The sequence below is a fragment of the Roseburia intestinalis L1-82 genome, assembly GCF_900537995.1.
Classification (GTDB): Bacteria; Bacillota; Clostridia; order Lachnospirales; family Lachnospiraceae; genus Roseburia; species Roseburia intestinalis.
Window position 1 is genome coordinate 2,462,515 of sequence record NZ_LR027880.1, and the last position, 23,934, is coordinate 2,486,448.

22 protein-coding genes and 2 pseudogenes are annotated in these 23,934 nt (G+C 40.4%); 3 read left to right on the forward strand and 21 right to left on the reverse strand.

Annotated elements, in window-relative coordinates; all coding sequences use genetic code 11:
- Positions 1 to 251 precede the first annotated feature (251 nt).
- Positions 252 to 1,553 (reverse strand): transposase, encoded by a 1,302-nt coding sequence (locus RIL182_RS11640; protein ID WP_006857610.1) that lies wholly within the window; start codon positions 1,551 to 1,553, stop codon positions 252 to 254.
- 145 nt (positions 1,554 to 1,698) lie between these two features.
- On the opposite strand from RIL182_RS11640, the gene RIL182_RS11645 reads away from it, so the two are divergent.
- On the forward strand, positions 1,699 to 2,055 hold the full coding sequence (locus RIL182_RS11645; RefSeq protein WP_006857575.1) for a helix-turn-helix domain-containing protein: 357 nt from the start codon (positions 1,699 to 1,701) through the stop codon (positions 2,053 to 2,055).
- A 108-nt stretch (positions 2,056 to 2,163) separates the two neighbouring features.
- Here RIL182_RS11645 and RIL182_RS11650 read toward each other — a convergent pair whose 3' ends face one another.
- The 13 genes from RIL182_RS11650 to tcpF form a co-directional block, all read right to left on the reverse strand.
- Complete coding sequence (locus tag RIL182_RS11650; protein WP_008704154.1) at positions 2,164 to 2,337, reverse strand: cysteine-rich KTR domain-containing protein; 174 nt, start codon at positions 2,335 to 2,337, stop codon at positions 2,164 to 2,166.
- Positions 2,338 to 2,356: 19 nt separating this feature from the next.
- Entirely contained in the window at positions 2,357 to 2,869 is a 513-nt protein-coding gene (locus tag RIL182_RS11655) for a membrane lipoprotein lipid attachment site-containing protein (protein WP_006857576.1), read from the reverse strand.
- Positions 2,870 to 2,919: 50 nt separating this feature from the next.
- A complete protein-coding gene (locus tag RIL182_RS11660; RefSeq protein WP_006857577.1) occupies positions 2,920 to 4,254 on the reverse strand; it encodes a HAMP domain-containing sensor histidine kinase in 1,335 nt (444 codons plus the stop codon).
- The gene (locus RIL182_RS11665; RefSeq protein WP_020994080.1) at positions 4,242 to 4,916 is read right to left on the reverse strand and encodes a response regulator transcription factor; all 675 of its coding nucleotides are present in this window, start codon (positions 4,914 to 4,916) and stop codon (positions 4,242 to 4,244) included. Before RIL182_RS11665 ends, RIL182_RS11660 begins: the two co-directional genes overlap by 13 nt.
- A gap of 294 nt (positions 4,917 to 5,210) precedes the next feature.
- Entirely contained in the window at positions 5,211 to 5,396 is a 186-nt protein-coding gene (locus RIL182_RS11670) for a cysteine-rich KTR domain-containing protein (RefSeq protein WP_081021270.1), read from the reverse strand.
- Between the two features lie 115 nt (positions 5,397 to 5,511).
- The gene (locus tag RIL182_RS11675; protein ID WP_006857578.1) at positions 5,512 to 6,123 is read right to left on the reverse strand and encodes a methyltransferase family protein; all 612 of its coding nucleotides are present in this window, start codon (positions 6,121 to 6,123) and stop codon (positions 5,512 to 5,514) included.
- 5 nt (positions 6,124 to 6,128) lie between these two features.
- Entirely contained in the window at positions 6,129 to 6,542 is a 414-nt protein-coding gene (locus RIL182_RS11680; protein WP_006857579.1) for a hypothetical protein, read from the reverse strand.
- The gene (locus RIL182_RS11685) at positions 6,535 to 6,984 is read right to left on the reverse strand and encodes a LytTR family DNA-binding domain-containing protein (protein WP_044999138.1); all 450 of its coding nucleotides are present in this window, start codon (positions 6,982 to 6,984) and stop codon (positions 6,535 to 6,537) included. Before RIL182_RS11685 ends, RIL182_RS11680 begins: the two co-directional genes overlap by 8 nt.
- 117 nt (positions 6,985 to 7,101) lie before the next feature.
- Positions 7,102 to 7,326 carry a hypothetical protein gene (locus RIL182_RS11690; RefSeq protein WP_006857580.1) on the reverse strand — a complete coding sequence of 75 codons (225 nt, stop codon included), beginning with the start codon at positions 7,324 to 7,326 and terminating at the stop codon, positions 7,102 to 7,104.
- A gap of 112 nt (positions 7,327 to 7,438) precedes the next feature.
- A complete protein-coding gene (locus RIL182_RS11695; RefSeq protein WP_006857581.1) occupies positions 7,439 to 8,341 on the reverse strand; it encodes a conjugal transfer protein in 903 nt (300 codons plus the stop codon).
- Positions 8,342 to 8,355: 14 nt separating this feature from the next.
- Positions 8,356 to 9,363, reverse strand: coding sequence for a bifunctional lytic transglycosylase/C40 family peptidase (locus tag RIL182_RS11700; RefSeq protein ID WP_055158653.1), 1,008 nt, complete (start codon positions 9,361 to 9,363; stop codon positions 8,356 to 8,358).
- A complete protein-coding gene (locus tag RIL182_RS11705; RefSeq protein ID WP_006859645.1) occupies positions 9,360 to 11,498 on the reverse strand; it encodes a CD3337/EF1877 family mobilome membrane protein in 2,139 nt (712 codons plus the stop codon). The genes RIL182_RS11700 and RIL182_RS11705 overlap by 4 nt, the downstream gene beginning before the upstream one ends.
- Positions 11,495 to 13,954, reverse strand: a complete 2,460-nt coding sequence (gene tcpF, locus RIL182_RS11710) for a conjugal transfer ATPase TcpF (RefSeq protein ID WP_044999719.1) — start codon at positions 13,952 to 13,954, stop codon at positions 11,495 to 11,497. The genes RIL182_RS11705 and tcpF overlap by 4 nt, the downstream gene beginning before the upstream one ends.
- A gap of 48 nt (positions 13,955 to 14,002) precedes the next feature.
- Between tcpF and RIL182_RS11715 the strand changes: the two genes are divergently transcribed.
- A protein-coding gene (locus tag RIL182_RS11715) for an IS3 family transposase (protein WP_118772524.1) occupies positions 14,003 to 15,135 on the forward strand; the annotation gives its coding sequence in 2 pieces (ribosomal slippage) (positions 14,003 to 14,270 and positions 14,270 to 15,135; 1,134 coding nt in all).
- Between the two features lie 17 nt (positions 15,136 to 15,152).
- Here RIL182_RS11715 and RIL182_RS11720 read toward each other — a convergent pair.
- The 5 genes and pseudogenes from RIL182_RS11720 to RIL182_RS11740 form a co-directional block, all read right to left on the reverse strand.
- A pseudogene (locus RIL182_RS11720) lies at positions 15,153 to 15,863 on the reverse strand (replication initiation factor domain-containing protein); the annotation flags it as partial.
- 184 nt (positions 15,864 to 16,047) lie between these two features.
- Positions 16,048 to 17,439, reverse strand: a complete 1,392-nt coding sequence (locus RIL182_RS11725) for an FtsK/SpoIIIE domain-containing protein (protein ID WP_006857893.1) — start codon at positions 17,437 to 17,439, stop codon at positions 16,048 to 16,050.
- Between the two features lie 13 nt (positions 17,440 to 17,452).
- Positions 17,453 to 17,836 (reverse strand): YdcP family protein, encoded by a 384-nt coding sequence (locus RIL182_RS11730; RefSeq protein ID WP_005423181.1) that lies wholly within the window; start codon positions 17,834 to 17,836, stop codon positions 17,453 to 17,455.
- 15 nt (positions 17,837 to 17,851) lie between these two features.
- A complete protein-coding gene (locus tag RIL182_RS11735) occupies positions 17,852 to 18,175 on the reverse strand; it encodes a YdcP family protein (RefSeq protein ID WP_006857831.1) in 324 nt (107 codons plus the stop codon).
- A gap of 177 nt (positions 18,176 to 18,352) precedes the next feature.
- On the reverse strand, positions 18,353 to 21,406 hold the full coding sequence (locus tag RIL182_RS11740) for a VaFE repeat-containing surface-anchored protein (protein ID WP_006857830.1): 3,054 nt from the start codon (positions 21,404 to 21,406) through the stop codon (positions 18,353 to 18,355).
- Between the two features lie 134 nt (positions 21,407 to 21,540).
- Here RIL182_RS11740 and RIL182_RS22170 point away from each other — a divergent pair.
- Positions 21,541 to 21,756 (forward strand): annotated as a pseudogene (locus RIL182_RS22170) (manganese catalase family protein); the annotation flags it as partial.
- Positions 21,757 to 21,940: 184 nt separating this feature from the next.
- On the opposite strand, the gene RIL182_RS11750 reads toward RIL182_RS22170, so the two are convergent.
- Both RIL182_RS11750 and RIL182_RS11755 read right to left on the reverse strand, forming a co-directional pair.
- Entirely contained in the window at positions 21,941 to 23,107 is a 1,167-nt protein-coding gene (locus RIL182_RS11750; protein WP_006857828.1) for a hypothetical protein, read from the reverse strand.
- On the reverse strand, positions 23,108 to 23,917 hold the full coding sequence (locus RIL182_RS11755; RefSeq protein WP_006857827.1) for a hypothetical protein: 810 nt from the start codon (positions 23,915 to 23,917) through the stop codon (positions 23,108 to 23,110).
- Between the last annotated feature and the right edge of the window lie 17 nt (positions 23,918 to 23,934).

The following is a 23,934-nucleotide window of genomic DNA, read 5'->3' on the forward strand; positions in this document are numbered from 1 at the left end:
TTTTTTTTACCGCCAAGCAGCATATATTGTTATTTACCTGTTCATAGGAACTGATAAACCTTGCAATACGTTTTACTGTACCTGTTACAAATTCTTTAGGAACAGTAAAGAGAGATGAGCAAAACGAATTGATTTAAAAGTTGGATTTGGCAGTTAGCTTTTGTAAATCGGAAAGAATGGGAATTTATGACATAGCAAAGCTGACGTAAGTCCAGCACCTACGCAAATGGGGAGATATGAATAGCTCTTTATTATGCGATTCGCTTTACAGCTTTAAGCTTACGATAGGATTGCCCTGTGCCGGTGGTGATTGCCGCAACAGCAACCGCTAACAGACTTATATGGGCAATTGTATTCAAGTTGGTAACAGATGATTTATTTCTTACCCACATACGTTCCTGCCCTGTATTTTTGAAACGTGAATTGTATCTTTCACATTCTGTACGAAGAGAGTAATTACTTTTGAAATATTTGCTGTCTCTGTCGACGGAGAGTCTTAAATCATCGGGAATGGTGATGTATTTTGTACAGCCGCGATGCTTCTTGCCGTTGTAAAAATTTTTGTGATGGCAGGGACAATCAGCGTCTTTGCTTGATTTTAGTGGGCAGCAGAATTTTTGGCGTGTACATCCATTATCAGAAAATTTACCATCCTTCCACATGGCAAGCCCGGCATCGCAGACAGGATTTCCCTGTGGAAGAAGTTTTGGATTTTTGGTGGATCGTTTGTTTAATGGAATAATACATTCGCCTTGGTAGAGTTCCTGTACCTGATTATAGATATTTTTAACATCATAGCCTTTATCAGCAAGGAAGGTACATTCGGTTATCGGCAGAAAGGTATGTGTGTCAGCCAAAATATCAAGCGCAACAGTGGAATCATGGACATTGGCGGTAGTGGTCAGTTCATAAATGGGAAGACCTGAAATACAGTCAACAAGGACGTGGTTTTTGTAACCCCAGTAGAATTCATACTTTTTCTCGTTTGTTTGGTTAGAAGCAGTATGTACGCCAAGTTTGCAATCAGTATCTGCTTTGGGCTGGTTATCAGGCTTAAATTTGTTGGATAGAAAAGATTTAGGATTATTCTGTGAAGTGTTTGCAGCAATCGGAGTAGAGTCCAAACCAATAAAAGATGTATCAACAATACCTTGTTTTGAAAGATAAAGAACCTGGGATTTCATAATGGATGAAAGTACATCGTTATCAAGCTGTTTTAGAAAACGATCAAACGTCCAGTAAGAAGGCAACGGAGCAGAAATATCAAAACCGCAGTAATGGGCGATTAGAAGGTTGTTGTTAAGATAATCAACAAGATCCGTAATCATTGAAAAGCCTTCACATTTCATAACGATAAACGAACAAATCATGGCATGATTGGAAAAGCCTTTTCGTCCGGTTTTAGAGAATTCAGGGACAAAGGATAAATCGAGATTCAGAAAAAGTGAATCGTAAAACTTTGCAACTGGTTGTGAAGTGAAAAGACGGATGTCTTTCAAAATTTCTTGACGATAGATAACAATCAGCTCCTCTCGGTGAATTGATTTTGACAACTTAATTATACCATTTGGAGCTGGTTGTTACTATAAATTTGGAGTGATAAAAGAGATTGCCATGCCTCGCAAACATGCATAAATACTGAGTATGTGGAGTTTTGCTCATGGCTAGGAACAGTAAAATGTAGTGAGGTGATTAATTATGCGTAAAACAGAAGATAAATACGATTTCAGAGCCTTTGGTCTTGCCATCAAAGCGGCAAGGATGAAACAAGGTCTGACCCGTGAACAGGTGGGAGCAAAAATTGAAATTGACCCACGCTATCTGACGAATATTGAGAATAAAGGGCAGCACCCAAGTTTACAGGTGTTTTATGACCTTGTAACTCTACTTAATGTGTCTGTTGATGAAATTTTCCTGCCGACCAGTGACAAAGTAAAAAGCACTCGCCGCAGACAGTTGGAACAACAGCTTGATACTTTCGACGACAAAGATATGGTTGTCATGGAGAGCGTCGCTGCTGGTATCATCAAATCAAAGGAAGTGGGGGAAGATTAGTTCCTCCATTTTTATTTGCCTGCCAATCATACGGGATATGGTGATAGGTAATAAAAATGAGCCGATAATCTATGAGATATGAAATCCTCTGAATTATCGGCTCTGCATCTAAGTGTCTGGCTCTTTGATTACTGTTATTTTTAATTTGCTGGCATTAATTAGGTTTTCCTGTTTGCATTTTGGACAATACAGTGGAAAATTTATCAACTTAGTATCCGTTCTGATTTTTGTTCTTGTTTTATTCTTGCATATAGGACAGTATATCCATTTTGCTGTTCCCATTTGTTTCCTTTCTGATATACTATTTTAATGTAAATTCACATGCCAAATAATAAGTGTCATAATCCCAATCTTTAGGGGATTCGAAATAAGAAATACTTACTATTATTCTATAGTGCCCTGATGGGAGTTCGCCATAAACCGAGGAAATATCAAATGGTAAACTTAATCTTTCGGTGGGATTTATAACTGCATCATCTTCGTTATCTTTTGATGGGTCATAAAGTTGAGTTAATTGATACCATGTTTCTGATTGCTCCGCTTCAATTTCAAAATAGGCTTTAGAATAATGATACTCTTTGTTGGAGTTATTTTCTAAAAAAAATTTTGCGTTTTCTAAGTCAGAATACTCTTTTTCACTTGATGTAAGCTCAACATCTGATAAAGTATTAATTTTTTCCTCAGTTCCATAGGACGAAACCTCATAATTCTCTTTGAAATCCTGTGATGATATTATTTCTTCATCTGATGTTGAATTGCACCCGGACAAAATGCTTGTGACAGTTATTAAAATAATACAGATAATTTTTTTCATAATCGAAACCTCCTTTATAAGTGCTTAATGCAATTATATGGGGAAAATGTCTATTTTTCATCAACATATGCAATTTTTATACAAGCTGTAACACAGGCTCCCCCCTTATGATTATTTGAAATTTTTATTGTACCTCCATGCCTTTCACATAATATTTTACAAATGTTTAATCCCAGACCTAGATGTTCAGACGTAGTATCTTGCGATGGTTTATAAAATGGTAATGTTACACGTTCTATATCCGTACTTTTGAAACCACAGCCATCGTCAGAGACCGTAATCAATAAAAATTCCTCCTGTTTATTTACATCAATAGCTATCATCGACTTAGCATATCTAATGCTATTAGACAACAGGTTTTCATAAATTTGTATGATAATTTCAAGATTGATAAATAGAGTTTGCTGTTTATTACAATTTGTTTTAATCGTATATTCTATATCAGAACAGAGCATTTCCGTTGTATTTGATAAGGTTTTTAATAAGAAGTCAAAGTTTATGTTTTCTTTTTCGATTTCTATATCTTCTAAACGGTATAAGTTTGTCATAGCACTAACGTATTTTTCAAGCCGTTCCACATTGTTGCGTACTGTTGATAATTCGTCGAGTACCTCCTGTTGAGAAACTAATCCTTTGGGAATAAATGATAACAACATTGTGGTATGTCCTTTTAGTATTGTTAAAGGCGTGCGTAAATCATGTGAAAAAGCAGCATTTAATCTCCTTTGTTCAGTAAATTGCCGTATCATTTTTTGGTTGTTTTGATATAAACAATTTTTCATCTTCTCAAATGCAAGACACAGCCTCCCCATCTCGTCTTTATAAGGGTAAGGCAACGTAAAATCCAGTTCGTTGTTTTCGACTTTTCTGTATGCATTCGTCAGTAACTTTATGGGTCTTACTAATTTTCGGTTTACAAAGATAGTCACACAAAGAATCATGCTAATTGAAAGAACAATAGGAATGGTGACAATATTAACCACACCTAGAGCAGAATCCACAATTCTATCATGTTTAGTAAACTTTGGTGAAACTTCAATGTAAGAAACATGATTAGGATAAATATATTCTTGTACTGGACGTTCCTTTTGATAGTCTACAACAAAATTACATACTTCCTTTTCACTTGCATTATATATTGTGTATTCTGTTTGGTCTTTGTTATATTTCGCTGTAAATGAACCATTTTCAGGTATATCATACCTTGTTGTCATGTCCTCATATTTATAGTTAAGGTTTATTCTGTAATCATCTACAAGAGTAATAGATATAACACCTATTACAATACCAATCACTAAGGAAATAAGAGCATAAAAAACAAACGAATTTTTAATACTCATGTTGTCAATATAATGCCTTGAATTTTTTCGCCTTACTTTTTCCATTTATATCCGCACCCCCAGACAGTTTCTATATAAGGATTGTCGCCTATAGAAAGGAATTTTGTTCTTATCCGGCGTATATGTTCTGTAATAACAGAATTGTCGCCAGAACCATCTAAGCCCCATACTTTTTCATAAATTGTCTCACGATCAAAAATAATCCCCTTGTTTTGTGAAAGAAATTCAATAATATCAAACTCTTTCTTCGTAAAATTTATTTCAGCATTTCTATAAAAAACAACTCGTGATGAATAATCAATTACTATATTATTATCGAACTGAACTATTGCGGACGAACCATGTCTTTTTTCTCTCCGCAAATGTGCAGCAACTCTGGCTTCTAATTCATCAACGGAGAAAGGCTTTACAACATAGTCGTCACCACCGACAGCAAATCCTTTGATTTTATCACAGTCCTCAATCCGAGCTGTTAAAAAAATAATAGGACAGGACACAAAATTCCTGATTTTTTCACAAATTGTAAAACCATTCATATCTGGCATATTTATATCTAATAAAATAATATCTGGATGTTTTGTGATTGCATTCAGTGCTTCTTTTCCGTTAATTGCTGTGTATACTACATAACCAATTTTGCAAAAATATTGATTTAGCATTGATACAATATCTCTTTCGTCGTCTACAATCAAAATGCTCTGTGCCATATCTCGTTCCTCCTTAGAAATATATCTTATCATTGAAAAAGCAATTTTTTATCAACTATGTCCACATACTACTGTTAAAAATTGATAGATTTTAGCTATTTTAATTATTATAATCTCTTAAACGAAATGTAACAACTATATTAATCAGCTTGCAAATCATACCGAAGACTTAATTATTATTGAAAGTGTTGATGATGGAATTATTAAGTCAAAGGAAGTGGAGAAAAAATAAAATCTCCACTTTTTTGTTTCAAAAAATGAGCCGACAATCTATAAGTTACAATAACTTACAAATTATCGGCTCTGCGTCTTAGCGTCTGGCTCTCTGATAATTATATTTCCACGTTTCATATTGATTATAGTTTCTTGTTTGCACTTCGGACAGAATAACGGAAAATTTATCAGTTCTGTATCGTTCCGTATTTTGGTTCGTGTCTTATTGTTACAAATAGGGCAAAACACCCATGATTGATTACTCATAAAAGCTCCTCTCATATTCGCTTAATCTTACAAATTTATTCTACAAATTTTATTTTTTCATAAAAAATAACTAGTCAATACCATTACTAAAGTTATCTCCAAGACATCAGCAATTTTAATATATATACGGAAAAAGTTTATATGTTTTTTCTTTATATAAGTTATATTCTTTGAAATATTTTTGTAAAACTGCTTCTTCAACATTTATTCTTATTTGATAGCAAACAAAGCTACAAATAGCAACTATCAATATAGCAGGGATATTCTTTAACGCAATACTCACGCCCAATAATGACAGAATACTTCCAGTGTAGGCAGGGTGGCGGACAAATTTATACATACCATTTGTTATTAGCTGTTGTTCTTTACTAATCTGAACATTTAATGTAAATGCCTTTTTTAAAGTTAAAACAGCTTTTATACGAATACAAATCCCGACTGCTGTAATTAACATACCAATTTTTGCAAAGTAAGCAGGCAACGTCAATTCTCTTATGCAAAATGGAGCTTTTTGACTGATACATAGAAAACTAATTATCAAACAAAATACAAAATTTAAATATAACAACCATTTCGTTCCTAAATCTCTAGTGTCAATTTTTTCAGTTCTATTTTGCTTTGAACGTGTATAAAAGAAAATAAATATTTCGGAAATAAGTAAACACATTAGCAACACATTAAATATATAATATTCAATAGCACTATTAAATTTTGTCATATCGCCCATTACTATTACCTCTTATTCCTTAATTTTAAAAAATTGTTTATTTCATCAGCTTGTCTTTTGGAAATATGATAAAAATAGCAATGAATAGCTATCATAATTAAAATATAGACACATGAATACCATGTAATGTTAATTGCACTAAACGCAAACCATTTACCTATAAATGCCACACCAATGGTTATTGGATATAATATAATCATTTCAGCAATAAAGTGATATATATATTTGCTAAAATCTATAAATGATAGAAGCCAATCGACAATCACTGACACCATAAGATAAACAAACACCTGCAAAATAAAGAAACAAAATCTGTCTTTAGAATATCCTGCTATAATATTGCTTATCGTTGCATACAAAATAATAAATGTAAATGCCATAGAAAATGCAGGAAGATATGTCCTTAAAAATTTATTCATAATAGCCACTCCTTATCTTATCTCTTAGAATAGGAATATATTTTCTTGAAACAATTAGATTTTCTTCATTGTTAAGTTCTGCCAATAATCTGTGGTTAGGGTAAGGTTTAACACAGACCAGACAAGAAATATTCAATAAGACTGTTTTGCTTATCCTTACAACATTTGACCTTATTAAATCTTGTTCAATAGCAGAAAGTGTCTTTTTACATTCAAATATTTTTTGTTGAGTGTACATAAATGTTTTTTTATCAACAGTTTCAAAATACAAGACTTCATTTAATGGTATCTGATACAGCTTTTTTTCAAAAATTCCTTGTATAAGATATTCTTGTTGACGGATATATTGAACAATCCGATTTAAAGGTTGGGTCATACTTGAATATCGTATATCTATTTCCGGTTCAGCCAAATCTTTTTTTTCCAATAGTTGCAGTTTCAATATGCTTTCCTCCATGTACTTTAATAGAAGTTTAATATTTCTCCAAAACAATCGCAAGCACTTTAAGTTCAAATACCCTTAACAGCATTTAAAATACCCAAATTTTACTTTAGCCAATTAAAGTTTTGTTTTCTTTGCAATTTTATAGATATATTCTTCTGACGTGGGACGCTTACTTCCAAACAACTTTTTGAAATTTTCCTGTACTTGTGGGTCTGTACTGGTCATTGCTTCATCAATAGTAGCTTCTATATCAGTCTGAACATCAGCAAACGATACTCCACCAGCCTTAGCACCAAGTTTCAACATTTTTTTAATATTTCTCTTTTTTAGCCCTATCATATCTTTTAACTCCTATTCGCATCTTATTTTGCAAATTTTGTAAATACTAATCCGGAATGGAAATAAGGCTTGCGGAGCATACTATACAGTTTATGACGCAAGCCTTGATTATTTATTCTACAATCTTCCAGTTATCGTCCTTATGAAGCATAAGCTCATACTGTGAGATTTGTGTCATTTTCGACTTGTTATCCAGATACTTCACAGACACACTGACCTTGAGGTTATCGCCGTCTTTGGTAAAGACAGGGTTTACCAGTTCCGAAAATACATAGTCGCCGGAAACAGGAGCAAGCACACCGTCTTTGACGTAATAGGCAAGTTCTTTTTCCGTAGCTGTCGGATACAGCTTAAAGAATGTTTCCAAGAAAGCGGTAGCGTCCTTGACTGTGTCGGAACTGACACTGACATCTGCTTCCTGTACTTTCGGTTCATACTTTGATTTCTGTACCGCCGGAGCAAGGGTTGGATTCTGGGTAATGACCATTGCACCGTCCTTATCCACATGAACGGTCACGGTGTAGTTTTCTGTGACTGCCTGTGTCTGTTCTCCCTCTTTTACCTGCTGATCTACTTCGTAGGCAACGGTAAAATCGTTCATTCCAGACTGTTCCACATTCCAGACCAGCACATTTGTAACCGTAACACTGGTTGGTATGTCCGTTCTGATGGTATCAGCGTTCAAGTCCTGTAATTCTTTGGTAAGGTATTTACTGATTTCTGTTGTCCTTGCTTCAATGGCTTCCTTGCTGGTATCCCATGAGTAGTAGGCTTTCGCAAAGTTCTTGACGAAATTCTCAATACCGTTGGTATCGTTCAATCTTAGCTGAATGATTTCTTTTTCATGTACCGTGTGGGTGTCAATGGCGGTAAAGTTCTTATACACACCAAAGCTGGTGCTTGCCAGAAGCACCGCCCACAACAGCAGGACAGATTTCTTATGTGTCCCGACTTTCATGGTACGCACTTTCTTATTCTTAGGTGCTTTCTCTGTTTTTTCTTTTTTCTTAAACATATTTCAAGTCCTTTCTATTGTTTGATTCTTCCGGCACAAATGATGTGCTGTTGCCAGTAGGCAGAGGTCAAATCGGTATAGCCGATTGGATTTCCGGCATGATACATCTGATTGTTTCCCACATAGATTCCTACATGGGTAACATAGTCACTGGTATTATAAGTGGAATGGAAAAAGACCAAATCGCCAGCCTGTGCCTGTGACAATGGGATATGCTGGGTTGCGTCATACTGTGCCTGTGCAGTTCGTGGCAGGCTGATTCCGGCTTTTCCGTAGCACCACTGGGTAAGACCAGAACAGTCAAAAGAGGTGTTCGGATTACTGCCACCATAGACATATTTCCAGCCTTGATATTTCAATGCTTCATTCATAACCGCCTGTACCGTTTCGTTGCTGAACTGCTTCACGGTCAGATATTGGTTGACCAGCTCCACATAAAACATATTTCCGTAGTTATAACGCCAGCCACCATTTTTACTGACAGCTATCGGATTGGTATAGGTCACTTTTGTACCGCCAGATTTGTTTCTTGCGAAATTCTCTGCAAGATTGAAACTGTGCTTTTTCCCATTCTTCGCCACATAGTCAGCATAGCCACCGCCATAGTTATAAGACTGAATGACCACGTTAATGTCTGTCATACCTTTCCCTTTACAGGAAGAAAGCAGGGACGCAAAATATTTACACCCCTGCTTGATAGATTCCTCTGTACTTAATGAGTTCGGCGGTAACCCCAGACTTTCACTGGACTGCATGACATCGGTAGCCGTACCGCCACTTTCCACCTGTATGATGGCAAGCAGGACGTTTACATACTCCGAAATACCGTTTTCTCTGGCGTATTTTTCTACCATCGGCTGATGTTTGAGGACATCGGCTGACAGGTTCATGCCAGAATAAACAGGCGAATAGCTGTTTGAATTGTCGTCATCTTCGCCGGAAATCAATATCCCGAAAAAGAGAACGATGGAGAAAAGGACAGGAAATATCGTACCTATGATAAGGATACGCTTTAATCTCATTTTTTCCGTCCTTTCTCTGAATGTTTCGTAACAGTTTTACGGGCAGATTTCCCATTGACCTGTGTTTTCTGTACCGTAGATTTCTTATGATTACTGATAGTTTCCGCTACGTTTGGCTGGTTCGTTTTGGCAACCGATTTGACCTGCTGTTCCTGTCTGATGTTGGTTCGGACAGTTTCTTTTCCAGCCTTGATTTCTGCATTTTTTATCACAGGGGAAGTAGCAGGACGCTTCATATCCGGCTTTATGACCGTATCGGTCTGTGCTGTTTTTGGAACAGGTGTGGCAACAGGGCGTTTATGGCTTCTGGTAGCTCCGGCTGTCGCTGATCCATTCGCATGAACTGTCTGCCTTGCTTCCTGTGCTTTCTGTAATTCCTGCTTTTTCTGTGAGATATTTTCCCTGTGCAGGTTACGTTTCTGTGTACGCTGTTCCTGTCGGTTTTCCCGTTCTTCCACAACGCCACGCTTAAAGTCAGATACGTTATCCTTTGCTTTTTGTTTGGCAGAGTGGACAGCATAACCAGCCTGTGTCGGCAAGTCTTTCACATTTTCTTTCAGAGAAGAAGCACTGTCACGGACTTTATTTTTCGTATCCATCACAGCACCGACAGCAGAACCGACACGGCTTCCCATGCTGGCAGAAGTATTTTCCCGTTTCTTTGGCGGTTGGTTCGTTGCTGGCTTTCCGGCTCTGGCAACACTTGCACCAGCCACCGCACCTGCAACACTTCCAGCACCGACAGCCCTTGCAATTCGGCGTTCCATACGTCTTGCCCTGTGTCGCATGAACACCATCGGTCTACGGAAAATCCGGCGACCTATCTGCTGACTGTCATTAGCATTCAGGCTGAACATACTCATTAGTTCTCCGAGCTTCATGTAGATTCCGGCAAAACAGATTATCTGCAAAAATGCCACCATGAAGAACGGATAGTCTGTGGAAATGTTGTAAAACATACTGGAAATTGAAAATGCCACGGTCACAATCAGTGTGATTCCGGCTCTTGTCATAATGGCATTGAACACACGGACAACTGCCTGTTTCGCCATGTTCTCATAGGTCGGTATCATGGACAGTAAAAAACTGACAGGTAAAAATATGGCATATATGATAAAGAGTATCTGGGAAAACAACATCATGCCAGTAAGCAGGAAGATAAAGATTGTGATACCGAGATTGAAAATGAGCAGGAAGAACACCATGCCAAGACGGTTTACGACCTGTGGAATGGTAAGATTGTCATTGTCGTTATCCTCAATCTCTGTTTTGACAACCTTTTCCCTTGTTTCCCCATCTTCGTCTGACGGACTGGCAGATACCAGAGCTTCCACACGGTCAGTCCCGATTTCTTCGGTATCGCTGTTCCCGAACTGCAACAACAGCCACGGTTTTTCTACCTGTATCGCAAAAAGGCTGTCACGGATAAGGTCTACGCTGTCCTTGCCTTTGCTTTGTGAATCGGGGAGCATGATTTTTGTCCCCAAGTCCAGAGAAGCGGTGCTGATGTCCGAACTGAAATCATTGATTTTCTGGATATAATTGGGAGCATAAGCAATAAAGGACGCAGACACAATGAACACCACCACAAAGTTGATAACAGCGTGAAGTGCCTTGCTGGTTTCCCTTTTGAGAAGCCCTGTATAGGCGGTATAAACACCTACAATCAGAATGATAATGAGCAGGAATCCCACATAGAATCCACTGCTGGAAAATCCGTTTTCGGTCACTCCGGCAAGTGTCTGGATACTTTTCCCGATACTGTCTGCCATGTCATTGATGAAGTCCAGCTTATACGCCTGTTGCACCACATATCCTGTGGCATTGCTAAGATACAGGCTGATTGTCCAGACAAAATTTGTGATACAGTAAAGCCCGTACTGCACTGATTTTCCAATGCCGTCCAGCCAGTTCCACGGTAGCCAAGACCAGCTATTGTCCACATAGAAATCAAGCTGATAGTTGGAAAGCGGATACTTTGAATACAGGTTGTCTGCATTGACCGTATCATCGACCAGTCCAGACGCATGAGCTACCGTCCCAAGCAGGGACAGCAGTACCAGCGTAACGGTCACGGCAAGCAGTACCAGTTTCAGTACATGGAATACCTTTTCTCTTGTGATAGATTTTATCATTCCAAATCCACCTCACTTTTTATCGGCGGTCTGGTATCAAAGGCATGGAGCAGTTCTACAAAGACAGGGTGTATCTGTACCACACCGACACGCCCGTATAAATCCTGCATTAAGCATTGTCCGTTCTCCAAATCCCTCAACCGTTTCTGGTTGTTTTCGTCCTCACTGTCCAGCCCGAAAAACTCTAAGGTCTGCTTGATTTCATTGGTATCTGTGGAGCGGAACGCAAACTTTAAACCGATGTTATTTTTCAGACTTTCTTTCGATACGTCCCCAGAGGATTGTGTCACGAAATAGATTCCGGCGTTCATGGCTCTACCAGCACGCACCAGTTTATTTGAGAGTGTTTCTCCTTGTGCCACATTTAAGAACGCCCATGCTTCGTCCAAATCCACGATTTTAAAAATGCTTCGGTCACTGTGAATAAAGTCAAGGGCAAAGGTACTGATAACAATTAAGATGGATACCGACAACAGTTCAATGGTCGTGTATTCCTCAAAGGTAGTATCCTTATCCGGCAGAACCAAATCTGCAACCTGTATGATGTTGAGCTGGTTATCCAGACTGATTGCATTTTCCACCGAACCGTCCGAGAACAGGAGCTGTGCAAAATCATAGTCAGTAAAACTTTCGATATGGTCTGCAATGTTACGGGATACGGCGGTATCCTCTTTTCGCAGTTCCTCAATGACCTGCAACAGCCCGTGGTTCTGATTCTGGGATACCGTGCGGACAGCTTTTCTAAGGACAGGGAACTTTTCACCGTCCCTTGAAGAAATTCCTGTAAGGAATGTCAGAATGTCGATGGCAAGACTTTCAGCGTCCTTGACATCTTTCATAATCACATACGGGTCTAACAGCCCTTGATTGCTGGAATCACTGGTAATGTTTACAATGTTGATTTCCTCTGCAATCTCCGGCAGTGTTGCTTTCCAGTTTCCACGCTCACTTTTCGGGTCTAGGATAACTGCCTGTCCACCGAACAGGACGGAATAATATACCAGCAGGTTATTACAGAATGACTTTCCACCGCCAAGCGAACCCACAAAAGCAGAAGCCAACGCATTTGTGACCGTACCTTTTACCCCTTGACTGGCAAGGGACGGTTGCAGGTAGACATTTCTTCCTGTATCCACGGAATATCCGATATAGATTCCTGTATTTTCGCCCAACATCTGGGTAGCACCGAAGCCAAGTCCGGCTAAAAAATCGGATTTCACATACTGGATATAATCATTGATATAACGCTTGCTGGCAGGAAGAAACTCTCCATGCAGTCCCATCATATCTCCGGCAGGGCGAACCAGTTTCACATTCAAATCATCGTAAAAGTCCTTGACTTCATCACAACGGCGTTTCAGTTCGTCAAGATCGGGTGCAGACACCCGTATGACGTAACTTAACTTATACATACTTTCCTTGCTCTGGTCTAAATCTGTTTCCAGTTCATCGACACTGTCTAAGGCTTCCACTACATTTGAACTTGTTTCATTTCCAGCTTGATAGGCGTGATTATCCAAGTCCTTTAATTCCTTTTTCTTGTTACGGACAGTGGTTAAGGCTTTCTTATTTCCCACAATCTCAACATTCATGGAAGTATCCACAGGGAATGTGAACTGCTGTTGCTGGAAATAAAAGATTTCCGATGATGGGAAGTCCAGCTCCCCGACAATGGCATTGACCGTAAAGTAGGACACATAACTTTCGCTGTCCTCATGTTCCAGACGCAAATATCGCTGGCTTTCTTCCACCACGCAACGGGTAGGACGGATAAGGTCATAATACTTAATCAGTGTTTCCCTTTTTAATTTTCTTTTTGGCAGAGGATACACATAATCTTCATAGGCTATCCCGTCCCTGCCGTAGAGGTGTTCCATCAGATACGCAAAGTCTTTGGCTTCCAGTCGGCGGATTTTGAACCTACGGGAGATTTTGTTTTCCAGCAGTTTTTCCATCTTCACATAACGGTTGATTTCATCATTGTTCATGGAAACAAAGTCATTCATCAGCGTGTGTCTTACCTCATTCAAAAACTCACGGAATGTCAGAAATACCGATTTTTTGATGTTCTTCAGATTGACTTCGTCCTCTGTGACCATGAGCTTGAATCCCAGAAAGAAACGGTAATCCACTTGATTGTCGCCTATCATGGATACAAGGGCTTCGGTCTGGTCGTCTATCTTTTGGATTGCTACCTCACGGAGCTTTCCAGTGACCAGCTTTTTGGACTGTTCCTGTATGCTTCGGATTGAGCTTTCGGTTGCAATCTGCAACGCATGAATCTTTCCCTCACGGGACTGTGCGATAAGCTGACGGAAGCTGTCATGCACAAGGTATTTCTGTTCTGGGGATAAGAATGAATAATTGTACGGTATCAGCTCATAGTAGGCGAACACCTCATTGTCCTTATTCCAGACAAGGTTATTGTTGGATAGGTTACAATTAACTGGACAGATTTTTTAAGGTCATATAATCTATAATAAATACACGAAGGAGCACTCTTTATGACCGAACAAAAACAACGACGAAAACCTCGCAAATATACAGATGAATTTAAACAGCAACTGGTGGAACTATATCGTTCCGGCAAACGCAGATGTGATATCTGCCGTGAATATGACATTGCTACTTCCCTGTTTGACAAGTGGGTAAAGCAGGCATCCAATTCCGGTTCTTTCCATGAAAAAGATAACCGGACTCCGGAGCAGGAAGAACTGATCCGGCTTCGGAAAGAAAACCAGCAGTTAAGAATGGAAAATGATATTTTAAAACAAGCGGCGCTGATCTTAGGACGAAAGTAAATGTGATTAAAGCAAATGCCCACAAATACTCTGTATCAGCAATGTGTCGCGTCCTACAGGTAAACAGAAGCACCTATTATTATGAAGCAGCAGCAAAAAAAGATGAATCAGAACTCACTGCAGACATTCAGGAAATTTTTAGAAAAAGCCGGAACCATTATGGTACACGAAAGATCAAGAAAGAACTGGCTGATTGCGGGAAACAGGTATCAAGACGCAGGATTGGACGGATTATGAAACAGGAAGGTCTGGTATCAAGCTATACTACAGCACAGTTTAAACCGCAAAAAGACAGATGTAATGAATCAAAAGTAGAGAATGTGTTGAACCGACAATTTCAAAACCAGCCATACCGCAATGTAGTGGTAAGTGATTTGACCTACGTAAGGGTAGGAAACCGCTGGAATTATATTTGTGTACTGATTGATCTTTTTAACAGGGAGATTATTGGATACAGTGCAGGAGAACATAAAACAGCAGAACTTGTAAAACAGGCATTTATGAAAGTAGACGGAAATCTGTCGGAAATCCATATTTTCCACACAGACCGTGGAAATGAATTTAAAAACGAGACAATTGAAGAACTGTTAGAAACGTTCCATATGGAACGCTCCCTGAGCCATAAGGGATGTCCTTATGACAATGCAGTGGCAGAAGCTACGTTCAAGATTATAAAAACAGAATTTGTATGGAATGAAACATTCCATACGCAGGAAGAACTGAAGATAAAACTATGGGATTATGTAAACTGGTATAATCATCACCGCATACATTCTTCCTTAGGGTATCAAACGCCTGTACAATATCGGAAAAATAACCTAAAAAAATTTGTCTGAAAAAGTGTTGACAATCCACAGAAGTACACCTCACTTTTCAGTGAACCGATATAAAGCGTATAGCCCATACCAGCCTTGTCCTGTTCCTCATGCTTGACCAGTTCGCCGGAAGCATAGGACTTAAAGGAACGGAACACCGATACACATTCCTCATTCCGGCATTTTTCGGTCAGTTCTGGAATATCCAACATTCCCGTATGGTCATTGATGGCAAGGTCAAGGCGTTTCATCACACCACCGTCCACCAGAGCGTCCATAAGGAAGTCATACCAGCTCCGTTCCTGTGCCAGCAGATAACTTTCAAACTGGCGACAGCCTTTTCCTTTCAGTTCCAGCAGGACACCTTTTTCTTCATCGGGAGAAGTATATACGAAAATATCTCCGATGTAGTAGTGTTCCGTGTAGCTGTAATGCCCGAAGTCCTCATGTATCATGTACTGGATATTGAGCTGTAAGATGTCCTTAATGATGTGTCCAATATCCAGTGTTGGAAACCGTATCCTCACATAATCAAACAGCATGGTAAGCGGTGCTTCTGGATTGAATTTTTCCAGAGCTTCCAAAAGTTTCACTTTCATTTCTTCTGTGACCGCCACCTTGCCGGATTCGATACGGCTTAAATGTTCACGGCTGATTCCAGCCATGACCGCAAGTTTCGTCTGGGATACACCGTACTGCAAACGCCTGTCTGCAAAATCCTGTATCCACTCTGTATCATTCAGTGCGATACCCCCTTTACGAAAAACTGTGACATTTTATATCCGATGTTACAGCAGTAAAAAAAGCTACCAAATGCTTGATTTCAGCCAAGAATCGGTAACTTTTGTGTATGTTTCCTTGTGATTTGTGCCCCTCTGTTAGATACCGAGGGGCTTGATATATGCTGGCGTGGCTACCGCCACACCAGCAAGGCTAGTCCGTACCTGTGGCTTTCGCTTCGCACGCCACCTGTCCGTCCTGCCTTATGTGTGCAAGTTTCCCAATCGTACCTAAGAAATCATATCCTTTGGGTACAAGGGGAGTGTAAAATTCAGATATGACACTTGTTCCCACATCACAATATCCACGCCCTTTGATTCGCTTCTGGAAGAACTGTTTTTTTACATCACTTCCAAAGAGCATACCGTAACCGAGTTCACTCATGCGACCAAGTCCCACACGGAAGTTGAAATTATCTCTGATACCGTCCCCGAAATACTTTGCGTCTGGACGCTGGCAAGCTACAATCAGAAAGTATCCAGCCTGTCTGCCGAGCATGACGATTTTCTTTAGCTGGCTTAACAGGGCTGTGCTTTCTTTTGTCGTGAGCATTTCCAAGAACGCCACATATTCATCAAAGATAAGGAACTGTGGAGCAAGCCCCAGATAGGCATAGTTTTCCCCTGTGCGATAGTTCGGGTGCAGTTTCATTTCTTCCGAGCGTGTGACCATGCCCTCATAAAAGGCATTGACGCAGTCAATCATATCGTCTTTCGTGTGGTAGACATTTTCCATGACCATTCCCAAGTCTGCAAGGTCAGCGTTCTTCGGGTCAAGAATGTATAAATCCGCATTGGTTCTAAGCAAGGCTTCAATGATGGTCAGCAGAAAATAGGTTTTTCCACCACCTGTACCACCGCAGATAAGGGCATGGGGAAGTGAATCGTATTCCCACACCAGATTTTTCATTAACCGCAGACCGCCGTTTTCGGCAATCACTTCATCAATCGAAATACGGTTCGCTATCATATCATAGAGCAGGGTGTATTCGATGTATCCGTCATGCAGTGTCTTGTCGGTCAGCTCACAGTACAGCCCCGATTCCAGTTTATCCTCTAAGGACAGGAGCTGTTCTTGATATTTTCCCATTGTGATTTCACAGCAGATATGAAGCAGTCCCTTTTCCATCTGGTAATAAATCTTTGGAAACCACACGATTTTTTCTCTTGATCTGCTTTGCAGGTCAGTGAAAAAAACGCTGTCTTTGGTGTTTTCTGCTTCATACCATTTATTTTCCAGCACCATACGAGCCAACTTTTGTCTGTGTAACAACCGCTTGATACGGTCATATCCGTAACGATAGTAGAGAAAAGCGACCAATGCACAAACACCAGTCGCTATCAGAACCGTAATAGAATTGTAGACAGTCCAAGTAATTCCGGCATGGAGCAGGTTAAAATCTTTCCAGTCTATAACAAGGAGCTGTCGCAGATTCAGTAGCAGGAACACCGCAACGAACAAGAGCAACAGCCAACCGATACAGAAGTGATAGACCAGCGATTTGTCACTGGCACGAATCCTGTTACCTTTCTTTTTCCACGTCATACGCTAACACCTCTTATTTCTTCGGCGGTTGCTGTGGAGCATTGTTCTGTGGATTTCCGGCATGAGTGCCTTTGTTCTTCAAAACAATATCGTCTGCCTTTACATACCAGTCCACATCTGCACCACGGTAATTCGCATTGGCTACCGTATCTGCAACAGGATTGATAAGTTCCACTTCGGCGTTGTAGTCATAGTCCTTTAACGGAACAGTCGCTGGAACGGATACCTGTATCATGCGTCCCTGTGTGTTGCATTTTAAATCATAGGTGCGTTCCTTGATTTCTTCACTGACTGTTCCATCTTCATTCTGTACATGAACCTCACGGCGTAATGCGGAGAACTTCAACACTCCAAAAGTCTTTTCTTTATCAATGACGATTCCATTTGCTAATCTCATAATCTGAATACCCCCTTATTTACTTTCTGCTGGTAACATATCGTCTGCAAGCAGGATATAATTGACAAATCCACGTTCCCCGATTTTATAACCATCGGTAGTAATTCGTGGATTGATAAGTTTTACTTTCTGCTCCGGCAAGAAATGTTTTTCGCCGGCTTTGGCAGGAAGCGTCACAACTACATCATCAGCTCTCTGCACATCGGAATACAGGTTGTAGCTTCTGTTAATGACAGCCATACGCCCGTTGATTCTCTGCTGTTCCGTAGTATTTTCTCCGGCAAACTCCAAGTTCCCGAATGTCTTTTCCATGTTTGGTACGACAAATCTTAATTCCATAAATGATTGACCTCTTTTCTTTCTGTTTTAGTTTCTTTCCTGCTGTACTTTGTGGGGAGCTACACTCCCCACGCCCCTAGTTGACTTCACGCTCCCGTAAATCAGAGCTTCACGGGAGCGTGAAGTTGCAAAAAGGGTGGCGACCTTGAACGCTTTACCAACCGCTACATTACCGCTTTATGATTTCTTTCTACGGCGTTTGAAGTAAAGCATACCGCCAAGCCCTACACAGGAAAGACCGAGCATGGCAAGATAAGCATAGATATTGGCATTGTCGCCTGTTTTTGGACTGTCACTTGTCTTAGTAACCGTAGATGGTGTATCCGGCGTGTCGGTATCCTTTGGTGTATCTGGGACTTCCGGCACTTCCTTGATTGTCACAGTCTGTCCATCGTCTGTGATGTCCTTATGTTCTGTCACTTTCTTTGGTTCGTCTGGATTGCTCATATCGTATAATTCCTCAAATGTGACAAGGCTCTTGCCACCAAGAGAAAAACCATCAAAGGTAAAGGCAATTTCTACCGTCATTTTTTCACTGTCGGCTGTGAACTCATAATCATTGGATACTTTCTTTCCATCAATCAGAAGTTCTGCATTTTCCTCTTTTAACATCTGCCAGCCGGAAAGTTTGTATTTTCTTCCAACTTCCAGACCATCTAATGTGACTTTATCCACAATCGTTACATCTTTTCCGGCTTCGATTTCTTTCTTGCCGTTCTTGTCCGTAGCAGTAGTATGGATTGTGATGATACGTTCCGTGATAAGAACCGTCTGTCCATCATCGTTGATGTCTTTATGTTCGGCAACCTTGACAGGCTCTTTCGGATTGCTCATATCGTACAATTCCTCAAATGTAACAAGGTTCTGACCGCCAAGAGCTGAACCATCAAAACTGTAAGTAATCTCAACTGTCATTTTTTCGCTGTCAGCAGTGAATGTGTAATCACTGTCTACACGTTTCCCGTCAATCAGAAGTTCGGCGTTTTCTTCCTTTAACATCTGCCAGCCGGAAAGTTTATATTTTGTTCCAACTTCCAAGCCATCAAGTGTGACTTTGTCCACGATCTTGATGTCTTTTCCGGCAACAATCATTTTTTCGCCTGTTCTCTTGTCGGTAGCTGTGGTATGGATTGTGATTTCTTTTTCGTATTCATCGGTCAGTGTCCCTAAATCTACGGTCACTTTATTTCTGGATACGACTACCTCAAAAGCTGGAATCAGCTTAAATCCGGCGTTGGAATCACACTTTAATTCCTCAATCACATAGGTATCATAAAGTAATGCACCTTTGCTGTCGTCTGGTTCAGATGTACCAAACCATACACCGTCCTCACTGGATTTTCCGGCATTGGTATTGACCTTGTGGGAAGCCCAGCTTGAAGCAGTGGAAAACTGACCGTTTTTGTCAGTAACTACAATATGGGATTCTCCCGTTGTCTTGCTTGTGATTCTGAATGGAACACCTGCAAGGCGTTTGTGTGTACCTGCACCGATTTTTACACCCTCAATATCGCCACGCTTAATCTGGTTGTAGACAGAGTGAGATTTGTCAGTCAAGTCCACGATTTTTCCATCTTCCGTGATAGAAAAGTCGATTGTTTTTGCACCGTCTGTCAAGTAGCCCTCTGGTGCTTTGCTTTCTTCTAATCTGTAATTTCCGTAAGGGAGCAAGTCAGCAGAAGTAGAAGCGATTCCGTCAATTCCTGTCTGAATCTTCTTTACGGTTTCATTCTTGTTGTATAATTTTCCCTCAACCAGTACAGGACTGTCATTTAAAGAAATGATATTGAACTCTGTGTACTGTAAGGTCGCACTTCCCTGTGCTTTGGTATCCTTTGTTTCAAGGTCACGTTTCTGGATTTTTACACCGCCACGGATAACTTTGTCGGATACGGAATACTGATTGCTTCCAGAAAGTACGGCAAGTTCGCCATCTTCGGAAATCTGTGTAAGGTATGTTCCCTTAATTTGTTCGGAATTTCCGTCAGCCTGCATATATGCACCATCTAATAAGTAGCCGTTTGGTGCTTTTGTTTCTGTGACAGTGAGTGTACCAAGTGGCAGTACATTTTTACCGTCCTGTGTATAGAAGCTGTCGCCGGATACTTTGTAGCTGTCGGCAAGTCTGGATACATAACGGATAGTTCCGTCACTGTCTTTTTCGGCAACGGTTTTGGTTGTCCATGTACGGGTAGCTTTTGCAGGTAGATTATCTGCATTGTAGTATCCGTCATAATAGCTCCATGTGAACTCTGCACCCTCTAAAGAAGCAGTTCCCTGTGGAGTAGATTTTCCTGTTTCCATGTCAATTTTGAATAAATCAATCAAAGTCTCTGTGACCTTTGGAGTGTCAGTAACAGTCAATGTAGCTGTTTTTCCAACTTCCACATTTAAGGCATGGACAATAGAATCCAGCTTATAACCCTTTGGAGCAGAAAGCTCTTTGATGTAAATTGTTCCTGCTTTTACCTCAACTTCTTTGGTATCGCCGTTTCCATCGGCAGTAAGTGTGGCAAGCTGGCTGTTACAGCCCTTATCAGAATAGACACCAAATGTCGCACCCTCAAAGGAATAGTTGGCGTTGTCATCTGTGACCGTGGGATTGGAAGAAGTCTTTTTGACCTTTGCATTTCCTACATTTAACTTTGCCCAGAACTGTCCGATGTCCTGTCCTTCGCCAGTATAAATGTAACCGCCACATTCATAGCGTCCCTTATTTGCTTTCACAAATGCTTTCGCACCAGCGTAAACTTCATTCTGTACTGCCTGTGAGATTTCATTATAGGAAGCTCTGACGTTATCGCACTGCCAGCCGAGCTGTTCACTCAACCTCTGCCAGACAACACACTGTTCCAGCAAGTATCCCTGTTTGTAATTCAAGTTCGTATGAGAAGCGGTATATTGCTTGACGTACTCTAAGGAAAGAGCAACGTCCGCAATCTGATCGCTACTCATACGGGAGCTTGCGTCAGAACGTGTTTTATATCCATTCTTAAAACTGGTATTGATATCCACGCAGTAGGCAGTTTCGCCCTCAACTTTCATGTGTCCCTCATTGAATGTAGATTTGATAGAACCATCATTCATAACGTGTTCAATGTAGCCGACACGTTCTGCTGATTCTGTCCAGTATTGATTGCCGGAAGCATGAACCGCCGTCACTGGTAATGCCGTGAGAATGGTTGCAAAAGCAAGCGTTCCTGTTAGCAATCGCTTTACTAGCTTATTCATATTTTCTCTTTCTCCTTTCGATTTTGGGTATGAAAAAAGACGCTCATTTCTGAACGCCTAAATATCGAAAACACTGGAACTATGTAGGATAGCTTGTTTTATCTTCATATTATATTGTGTAATGTTGTTCTTACGAAGTCGCCCCAGAGCAGAAAGCCCGCACCACCTACGATAATATTTTACGTCTTGTCAAAGATCCGGAAGTCTGTGAACCGATCCGTTTTCTGCGCCAGCGCGAAATCGTGCATTTCCAGCGTTTCGGTGAAGGCCTCCGCCTGGTTCAGGAAGAACTTGACAGCAAAAACTTTTATATGTGCAACCCGGAATTTGATCTGGGATGTGGCAAATAGACTGCATGTTCTGCAAGCCGGCTTGTTGTCACAAACAACATTTTGCATTCTATTAGCATGAATAAAATACTGCGTACAATATGCCCCTCCGGCATTTGTACGCAGTATCCATATATTTCTCATCATACCACAACTTATTCAAATCAAACATTACACAGGCAGACCTGACACACCGGACAGAAACTTACATCGTTTCCATCAACCGGTCAATTGCATTGATGATCTCATCGATTTGTGGTTTCATGCTTCCAGCCTTTGAAGAAAGTTTTAACGCTTCCTCCCTCTGATTTTTCATTTCTTCGACATTATATTCCATCCGATCCCTTAATTTCTGTCTGCGCAGGATTAGGCCGTGCTTCACCTCAACCATTTCCCTGGGATCAATCAGGGCTGCTGCCTGCGTGATCCAGACCTGTGCATCATATAACTGATACTGGTTCAATGCCCGCACCAGTCTGCCATTAAAGTATTCAAGATCCTCATTTGTGCGTTGATATTTTTCACGTTCACGCACTGCATCCATATAATACTGCCACAGCTGATTTAATTCTGAAGCTCTTCTTACATGATACTTCTCACAGGCATAATCAATGGCATTCGTGATATTGACATATTTAAACTTTACCTTATTAAGTAAAAGAATTGCCTTATTTGCACTTCGTTCCGCTAACTTGATCTCAGAGTCATTGTGCAGCATCTTTAAATAATCGGCACACACCGCCACTGCAGTGACAAAAATAAGTACCATCCATGCATAATATGTATCAACCTTAAATCCAAGCTGTAACGTGATAAGTGTCACTGCCACTGCTGCCACAATTGCAAGAATGATGTATAATAAATTCTTTAAACTTTTCTGCTGGTGCATCAGATATTCACGGTGTAAAAGCCATCTGGATTTTTCCCGTTCAAGATATTTCATATCCTTTTTTATAGTATCCTGATAGATTTCATTCGAGCTAAGGCGTTTGATTGCATCCGGCATGGTTTTTTCTTCCTGCTGAAGCTGCGTAAACTGTGCATCTGTCAGTTTTTTTTCTGAATTAAGGAAAATATTTCTCGCACTGTTTAACTGAACGACATTCTGTGCCACATCCGCAATTTTTTTCTTTTCAGGTTCCGGAAGATCTTCTAATTTCTGGACATCATTCAGATAAGACGTGACTGTTCGGTACTCCGATTTTTCCTCCTCGATTTCCCTTGTGATATCGATCATCTGCTCTAATCGTTCCACAACATACTGCTCCACCTGTTTCGGATCTTTTATGTTATTTTCCGTCAGCACAGTCTGGCTCAGATCATCCATTTTTTCTTCAAAACTGCGTTTTTTCCATCTGTCAAAAAATTTCATTTATACCATACAATCCTTCCTATACTGTTTTTTCCATTCCTCAAGCTGCGTCTCCCACACATTTTCATCCCCCGGATCCCACTCATCAAGCATTGTCTCAAACTGACATATCGCATCACTTCTACTGCAGCTGCTCAATTCATCTGCAATCTTTTTTGCTTCCTCCGATGCTATTTTAAAATATTCCCTCCTGCGTTCAAATGCCCGCTCATCATGATTACAGCGGCATGCCATCAGGCACTCTTTCAAGGACTCTTTATCACTGCTTTTTTCATATGCCCTAGCATAGCAGTCAGCTGCCTGTTCAAACAAAAACAGCCTCGCATATGCGGTACCAAGATTGTGCCACACTGCGCCAACCATCTGTGGCATTTCAGTTTCACACGATTGCAGAAGTTTTCTGTATTCTGCAATACTGCTGATGTATTTCCGGTTCTCCAGAAAACGGTCAGCTTTGATTTTCCCACATTCAAATGCCGACTTATGTTCCATTTCCTGAAGTGTATTCCGGATCTGCTTTTGTTCCTCTTTCGTACAATAACCACACGCTGACATCAGACAGCCGGTAAATTCAGACAAAACACCTCCGCCAGCCTTGATATTCCTTAGATTCTGTGCAATATCCGGCAAATGCTGTTCATTTTCCACCCAGTCACACAACTCGTCATCCATAAAGTCTGCATCCAATAGACAGGTATTATTTTTAATATAATAGCACAGTTCATCCAGCGAATAAACATTTAACGATACATTTTCAATATAATAGGGCATCGCCGCTAACTGCTGGCTGCATAAGATCAATTCGCCCATTCGTTTCTCCTGCCTCT

Coding starts and splice junctions, on each gene's coding strand:
- RIL182_RS11655 (WP_006857576.1), bottom strand. CDS start 2,869: ATGAAAAAAATTATCTGTATTATTTTAATAACTGTCACAAGCATTTTG.
- RIL182_RS11750 (WP_006857828.1), bottom strand. CDS start 23,107: ATGAAATTTTTTGACAGATGGAAAAAACGCAGTTTTGAAGAAAAAATG.
- RIL182_RS11660 (WP_006857577.1), bottom strand. CDS start 4,254: ATGGAAAAAGTAAGGCGAAAAAATTCAAGGCATTATATTGACAACATG.
- RIL182_RS11730 (WP_005423181.1), bottom strand. CDS start 17,836: ATGAGATTAGCAAATGGAATCGTCATTGATAAAGAAAAGACTTTTGGA.
- RIL182_RS11670 (WP_081021270.1), bottom strand. CDS start 5,396: ATGAGTAATCAATCATGGGTGTTTTGCCCTATTTGTAACAATAAGACA.
- RIL182_RS11735 (WP_006857831.1), bottom strand. CDS start 18,175: ATGGAATTAAGATTTGTCGTACCAAACATGGAAAAGACATTCGGGAAC.
- RIL182_RS11690 (WP_006857580.1), bottom strand. CDS start 7,326: ATGATAGGGCTAAAAAAGAGAAATATTAAAAAAATGTTGAAACTTGGT.
- RIL182_RS11645 (WP_006857575.1), top strand. CDS start 1,699: ATGCGTAAAACAGAAGATAAATACGATTTCAGAGCCTTTGGTCTTGCC.
- RIL182_RS11680 (WP_006857579.1), bottom strand. CDS start 6,542: ATGAATAAATTTTTAAGGACATATCTTCCTGCATTTTCTATGGCATTT.
- RIL182_RS11675 (WP_006857578.1), bottom strand. CDS start 6,123: ATGGGCGATATGACAAAATTTAATAGTGCTATTGAATATTATATATTT.
- RIL182_RS11665 (WP_020994080.1), bottom strand. CDS start 4,916: ATGGCACAGAGCATTTTGATTGTAGACGACGAAAGAGATATTGTATCA.
- RIL182_RS11650 (WP_008704154.1), bottom strand. CDS start 2,337: ATGGGAACAGCAAAATGGATATACTGTCCTATATGCAAGAATAAAACA.
- RIL182_RS11755 (WP_006857827.1), bottom strand. CDS start 23,917: ATGGGCGAATTGATCTTATGCAGCCAGCAGTTAGCGGCGATGCCCTAT.
- RIL182_RS11740 (WP_006857830.1), bottom strand. CDS start 21,406: ATGAATAAGCTAGTAAAGCGATTGCTAACAGGAACGCTTGCTTTTGCA.
- RIL182_RS11705 (WP_006859645.1), bottom strand. CDS start 11,498: ATGATAAAATCTATCACAAGAGAAAAGGTATTCCATGTACTGAAACTG.
- RIL182_RS11695 (WP_006857581.1), bottom strand. CDS start 8,341: ATGTTTAAGAAAAAAGAAAAAACAGAGAAAGCACCTAAGAATAAGAAA.
- RIL182_RS11725 (WP_006857893.1), bottom strand. CDS start 17,439: ATGACGTGGAAAAAGAAAGGTAACAGGATTCGTGCCAGTGACAAATCG.
- RIL182_RS11700 (WP_055158653.1), bottom strand. CDS start 9,363: ATGAGATTAAAGCGTATCCTTATCATAGGTACGATATTTCCTGTCCTT.